We start from the raw sequence: 5,829 nt of genomic DNA on the forward strand, positions 1-5,829 counted from the left end.
CGCGCCCGTGCCAGCTCTTGTAACGATCTCCGCGCTCTCGACGATTTCGATGAGCTCTCTGGTGATGGCGGACTGCCGAAGCAGTCGGCGTCTGGCCTCCAGCTCCTCGAGCATCTCTCCTGCCCCTTCCGCCGCAGTCCCCATCGTTCGCATCCTGGCGGCACTCTCAGAGACCCTGCTCTCGAGAAGCGCGAGGTGGACCGCAGCGAGCACGCAGGCGTACTCGGACTCGAGCAGCACCTCACCAGGGTCCCCGGCGAAGATCCACTCCTCCTGTCCCCCGCTGCCGCGGCCCGGGGCGGGAAGCACTTCCTCTACCTCCGCTCTCTGCTCCAGGATGTTCTCGAACCGGGTCTGCACCACGGTAACCCCGGCGAGGCCTCGGCTTTCCCTCAACTTCCATATAGCGCCCGCTACCGCCCTGGCTGCGCGGGCCGCATCTCTTCCGTCCGGGGCTGGCATCCCGACGAGCAATTCCCGGCCGCCTTCCTCAAAATGGCGAAGGACGATGTTCCCGGCCACTGCCACTGCGACGTTATGGTTGCGCCCGGCCAGGACAGAAATGGTCCTGTCCGCTTCCGCCAGGAGCTCCGCGCCGAGTGTCCCTGCAAGCCCCCTGTTCGGCCCAGCCACCACCACCGCCCAGATCCCACCCGGGTGCTCGCCCGCACCCCTGCCTGGGGGCACGCCACCCAGCCGCGTGCCGTCCAGCTCCATGCCTCCCGCCCGGACATCCTCGTGCCACGCCACCTCCGCGAGGATATCCCTGGCGGCTCTGGCGAACTCCCTGGCTGGCTCCAAAAGACCTTGGGTGCGCGCGAACGCAGCTGCCTCCGCGCGCTCGAGAGCCCGAGCAAGGTACTGGATACTCTCGACCGCCCTGGTACGCCTGGTGAGCTCAGCGGCCTCTGTCATGCCGCCTCGCCCCCTCCGCGGACTGCAGATCCCAGCCCCGTGTCGCTGTCCCGCCCGGTGTGCCCCGATCGCGCGCTTCCCCGGCGCCGCCCCGGCCTTCCTCCCCGCGAACTGCCTCTCCGCCCGATCTCCGAAACTCCCGCGCGGCCTCCTCCAGATCACGGAGAGACTCGGCGAGCTTGGCCCCCTCTCGTATCCTCCGGGCCACGGCCGGGCGGGTTCTCTTCACTATCTCCACGAACCTCCGGGCGGATTCACGTACTGACTCGACCGGAACGTGATCCAAGAGACCGTTTACGCCCGCCCAGATCATGATCACCTGGTCCTCAGTGGGGACGTGCTCGAGCGGCCTCTGTTTGAGCAGTTCCACGAGGCGAGCCCCTCGTGTGAGTGTCCGGCGGGTCTCCACGTCCAATTCAGTGCCAACCTGCGTGAAGGTGAGCAGTTCACGGTAGCGGGCGAGGTCCAGCCTGAGCCGGCCTGCCACGTCCTTCATGGCTTGCACCTGGGCGTCTCCTCCTACCCTTGACACTGAAAGCCCGGGGTTGACGGCGGGTCGCACGCCTTCTAAGAAGAGGTCCGGGTCAAGAAAGATCTGCCCATCGGTGATTGAGATGATGTTGGTTGGGATGTAACCGGAGACGTCTCCTCCGAGTGTCTCCACGATGGGAAGGGCCGTGACTGAACCCCCGCCCAGGTTCTCCGAGTGCTTCACGGCGCGTTCGAGGAGCCTGGCGTGGAGGTAGAAGATGTCCCCGGGGTAGGCCTCCCGCCCCGGGGGCCGGCGGAGGAGGAGCGACATCGTCCGGTAGGCCTGGGCGTGCCTGGTCAGATCGTCGTACACCACCAACGCATGCCTGCCCGAGTACATCCAGTGCTCGGCCATAGCCGCGCCTGAGTAGGGCGCGAGGAATTGGAGGGGCGCGGGATCAGCGGAAGTCGCCACGACGACCGTGGTGTACGGCATGGCCCCGGCCTGCTCCAGGATGTCCACCGTACGAGCGACTGCCGTGGCCTTCTGGCCTATGGCCACGTAGACACAGTAGACACCTCTGCCCCGCTGGTTTGTGATGGCGTCGATGGCGAGAGAGGTCTTCCCCGTCTGCCGGTCGCCGATAATGAGCTCGCGCTGTCCCCGGCCGATGGGAACCATAGCATCCACCACGGTAACCCCAGTGGAGAGAGGTTCCCTGACTGGGCTTCGGTCAGCTATTCCGGGAGCCGGCGCCTCCACCGGGGACCGCGCGTCCGGCACGATGGGGCCGCCCTCATCGATCGGCACTCCAAGCACGTTGACCACCCGGCCCAGAAGCGCCCGTCCCACCGCCACGTTCATGATCCTTCCGGTGGACCGCACGGTCTGGCCTTCCCTGATGTTCTCGTCGGATCCCAGGACCACGCAGTAGACTTCGTTCCGCTCCAGGCTGAGCACCATCCCGTGGGTGCCGTCTGGGAACTTGACGAGCTCTCCCATCATGGACATATCCAGTCCGCTGGTGCGGGCTATGCCGTCGCTCACAGAGAGCACGGTGCCCACATGCTCCACTGCGGGCGGGAACTGCGTCATGGCCACTACACGCCGAAGAGCGGCCGCGAACTCCTGGAGGGCATCCAGGTCTTTGAGCCCGGCAGTGGCTTTCTCCATCCGTGAATACAGGAAGGCCAGACGGGTGCGGACTGTTCCGTCCACCAGGAGGTCCCGCGCCTGAACGGAGATGCCCCCTAGCGCAGCAGGGTCGATGTCCACAGAGAGCCTGACATCCCTGCCCGTCCTCAGCTCTACCTGGTCCTCTATGCGCTCAAGATCGCGCTCGTGAAGTCTCTCGCTTGTTCGGACTCTGACCCGGAGTGGCGGTTCATGCATTCTGTCTGTCGCTCCCCCCACTCTCCATCTCCGCCAGGAACTCTTCTACGATGCGCCGGTTGTCCGCGCTATCCAGGGACCTTTCCACCACCCGGGACGCGGCATCGATTGCAGTGTCGATGACCAGGTGTCTGAGTTCCTCCCAGGCGCGCCTCCGTTCCCGTTCCACTTCCTCGCGGAGGGCATCGTGGGCACGTCTTGCCTCGTCCCTCGCCCTGGCCACTATCTCATCGAACTTCCTGTCTGCCTCCTGGTGCGCGCTCTCCTCTATGGAGGCTGCCTCAGCCCTGGCCTCCGCAAGCCTTTGCTCGTACTCTGCCCGCAGCGCGGCCGCTGCGGCCCTATCCTCTTCTGCCTCCCGGCGCAACCTCTCCACCGTCTCTGCCCGCTCACGGATCACGTTCTTGATCGGCCTGTAGAGAACGGCCCGGAGGATCAGGACGAGGAGGAGGAAGTTGACCAGAGTCGCGACGAAAGTCATGTTCAGGTTGAGCATGGTTCAACCCCCCGGACGCCCTGCCCGGATCAGCGGAATGGGTTCGCAAGGAGCAGAATGAGAGCGATGACAATGGCGAGGATGGGAGTGGCCTCCACAAGTCCTATGCCAATCAACATGGTCGAGAAGATAGAGTTCCTGGCCTCGGGCTGCCGGGCAATGGCGTCCATGGCCCTCCCTGCGACATGGGAGTTGCCGAGCGCCGCGACTGCGGCCGACACGCTTACGATGATCGCTATAGCCCCAATAGATGTCAGGATCACCATATGGGAAGGTGTCACGGTAACTCACTCCCTGCCGTGGCTGTGACCTGGGTCCGCCTCCATCGCCACATAGGAGATGGAGAGCATCGTGAAGAGGTATGCTTGGAGGACCGAGATGAACACGTGGAACAACTGGCCGAATAGAGGCACGACGAAAGCCACAAGCTTTGCGAGAACCAGAATCAAGACATCCCCTGCGAACATGTTGCCGAAGAGCCTGAAAGCGAGGGTAATGATCCTGGTCCCCGCCTCGATCAGGTTCAGGGGCAAGAAGAGCAGATTGGGCTCGAAGTACTCACGCAAGTACCCGTCAAGTCCTTTCGTGCGGATCCCCACCGCAGCGCTTGTCGCGAAAACCGAAACCGCAAGTGCCAGCGTGACGTTGATATCCGCTGTCGGTGACCGCAGTCCTGGCACGAGCCCGAGGAGGTTCGCCACGAGTATGAAGAGGAAGAGGGTGCTCATGACCGGGAAGGCGCTTCCCGCCCGGCCGGGTGTGTTCCTCTTGACTAGCCCGTCCACGAACTCAACTGCGAGTTCGGCCACGGCCTGCATTCCCGAGGGTCTCCCAGGGTTGAGCCTCGACAAGACGAGGATGCCGAACACGGTGAGAATGCCCATTACCACCCAGGTCATGACGACCGTGTCCCAGTTGAGCACAAGACCCCCGATGCCCCTGACGGTGTGTGCCCCGATCTCAGTCTCCGTCCTGGCCGCCCCCAAGCCCGGGGTCAGGGCTCTGTGCAGGGCACGGCGCGCTGCGCTCAGCCCTCCGTGCGATCCCTACGAGTGCCAGTACCGCAGCGAGCTGTCCAGTTCCGATTCCCACGATCGACCCCCATGCCCCGGTTGGTCCCCAGCCCCTGGTCGCGAGCCATACCGCTGTACACGCGATGAAGGACCTGGCGATGAACCACATCCCGGAAACGCGGGAAGACCCTCTTCCGCGGGCCGACTCTTGCGCAGCGGCCGTGAGGCTGACCTGCCCCAACAGCATCACAGAGTTGATGGCCGCCCCGGCCACCCCCATCACGAATCCGGGGAGGAACCCCGGCAATGACATGAGGCTCGACAACGTCTCTTCCCTCCCGGATTGGGATAGCCTGGACACCCATGGTCCACTGTCCAGTACTGCCCCGGACTTCCCCTGCGTATTCCGTTACAGAAACTAGCCCGTTCTGAACCCCCATAAGAAAATCGAGGCCGTGGGCACCTTGCCCCACAGCCTCGACTCTCACCCTTATACTCAGCGCGTCACCCTCGAAACGCCCTGGTCGCATTCACTACGGCGATCAGGGCCACGCCCACGTCGGCAAAGACTGCTCCCCACATGCTGGCCAGTCCCACCGCGCCGAGTGCCATCACAATCCCCTTCACTCCCAGGGCGAACACGATGTTCTGCACCACGATCTGCCTGGTACGCCTAGCTACGGACAGAGCATCCGCGATCTTGCCGGGGTTGTCGTCCATGATCACGACGTCCGCGGCCTCGATGGCTGCGTCTGAGCCCAGAGCTCCCATGGCGATCCCGACGTCCGCGCGGGTGAGCACGGGGGCGTCGTTGATACCGTCTCCCACGAACGCAACCTTGCTTCCGCTCGGCCGTCCCGGCTCGGCCATGACAGCCTCGACTGCCGCCACCTTGTCTTCTGGCAGTAGGTTCGCGTGAAACTCCGGTATTCCGACCTCGGCTGCCACCTGCTCTGCTACGTGGGCGTCGTCCCCGGTCAGCATCACGAGCCGCCGGACTCCGGCCGAACGAAGCCTCCGCACTGTCTCGGCCGCGCCTGGCTTCACAGTGTCGGCCACACGTATCCTTCCTGCCAGCGCACCCCCGGAGGCTACGTGCACGACAGTCCCGTCCGTCTCACATATGTCGTGGGGGATGCCCTCCCGGTGAAGCATTCGGTCGTTCCCGGCGATCACGGACACTCCGTCGAGCATCGCTCTGACTCCACATCCTCCGATTTCGTCGCACTCCGCCACTGCCGCGAGATCGAGAACCCTCATCGGACCGCCGGCGGTGTAAGCCCGGCGGATCGAGGCGGATACCGGGTGAGTGGAGTGGGCGCCGGCACGAGCGGCCATCCTCAGCACATCACCCTGGGAGAAGCCGTTCGTCCCGGTCACCTCGACAACCCTGAAGGATCCTTCGGTGAGGGTGCCTGTCTTGTCGAACACCACAGTGTCTACCGCGGTGAGGGTCTCGAGAAAGTTCGCCCCCTTTATCAGGATCCCACGGCGGGACGCTCCCCCGATACCGGCAAAGTATGACAGGGGAACCGAGATCA

Annotated in this window: 7 protein-coding genes; all 7 read right to left on the reverse strand. The window is 64.4% G+C overall.

All coding sequences use genetic code 11. The annotated features are described in order from the left end of the window. Window positions 1-915 (reverse strand): F0F1 ATP synthase subunit gamma (locus NUW23_12440; protein MCR4426973.1); only part of this gene is annotated, 915 nt, incomplete at its 3' end. Further along, complete coding sequence (gene atpA / locus NUW23_12445; protein MCR4426974.1) at window positions 899-2,779, reverse strand: F0F1 ATP synthase subunit alpha; 1,881 nt, start codon at window positions 2,777-2,779, stop codon at window positions 899-901. The genes NUW23_12440 and atpA, both read right to left, overlap by 17 nt. After that, entirely contained in the window at window positions 2,772-3,275 is a 504-nt protein-coding gene (atpF, locus tag NUW23_12450; GenBank protein MCR4426975.1) for a F0F1 ATP synthase subunit B, read from the reverse strand. Before atpF ends, atpA begins: the two co-directional genes overlap by 8 nt. A gap of 29 nt (window positions 3,276-3,304) precedes the next feature. After that, window positions 3,305-3,556 (reverse strand): ATP synthase F0 subunit C, encoded by a 252-nt coding sequence (gene atpE / locus NUW23_12455; protein ID MCR4426976.1) that lies wholly within the window; start codon window positions 3,554-3,556, stop codon window positions 3,305-3,307. A gap of 6 nt (window positions 3,557-3,562) precedes the next feature. Beyond that, on the reverse strand, window positions 3,563-4,198 hold the full coding sequence (atpB, locus tag NUW23_12460; protein MCR4426977.1) for a F0F1 ATP synthase subunit A: 636 nt from the start codon (window positions 4,196-4,198) through the stop codon (window positions 3,563-3,565). A gap of 37 nt (window positions 4,199-4,235) precedes the next feature. Continuing rightward, a complete protein-coding gene (locus tag NUW23_12465) occupies window positions 4,236-4,613 on the reverse strand; it encodes a hypothetical protein (protein ID MCR4426978.1) in 378 nt (125 codons plus the stop codon). Between the two features lie 179 nt (window positions 4,614-4,792). Continuing rightward, on the reverse strand, window positions 4,793-5,829 hold a 1,037-nt coding region (locus tag NUW23_12470), incomplete at its 5' end, for an HAD-IC family P-type ATPase (protein ID MCR4426979.1).

Source organism: Bacillota bacterium (assembly GCA_024655925.1).
GTDB lineage: Bacteria > Bacillota > DTU025 > DTU025 > JANLFS01 > JANLFS01.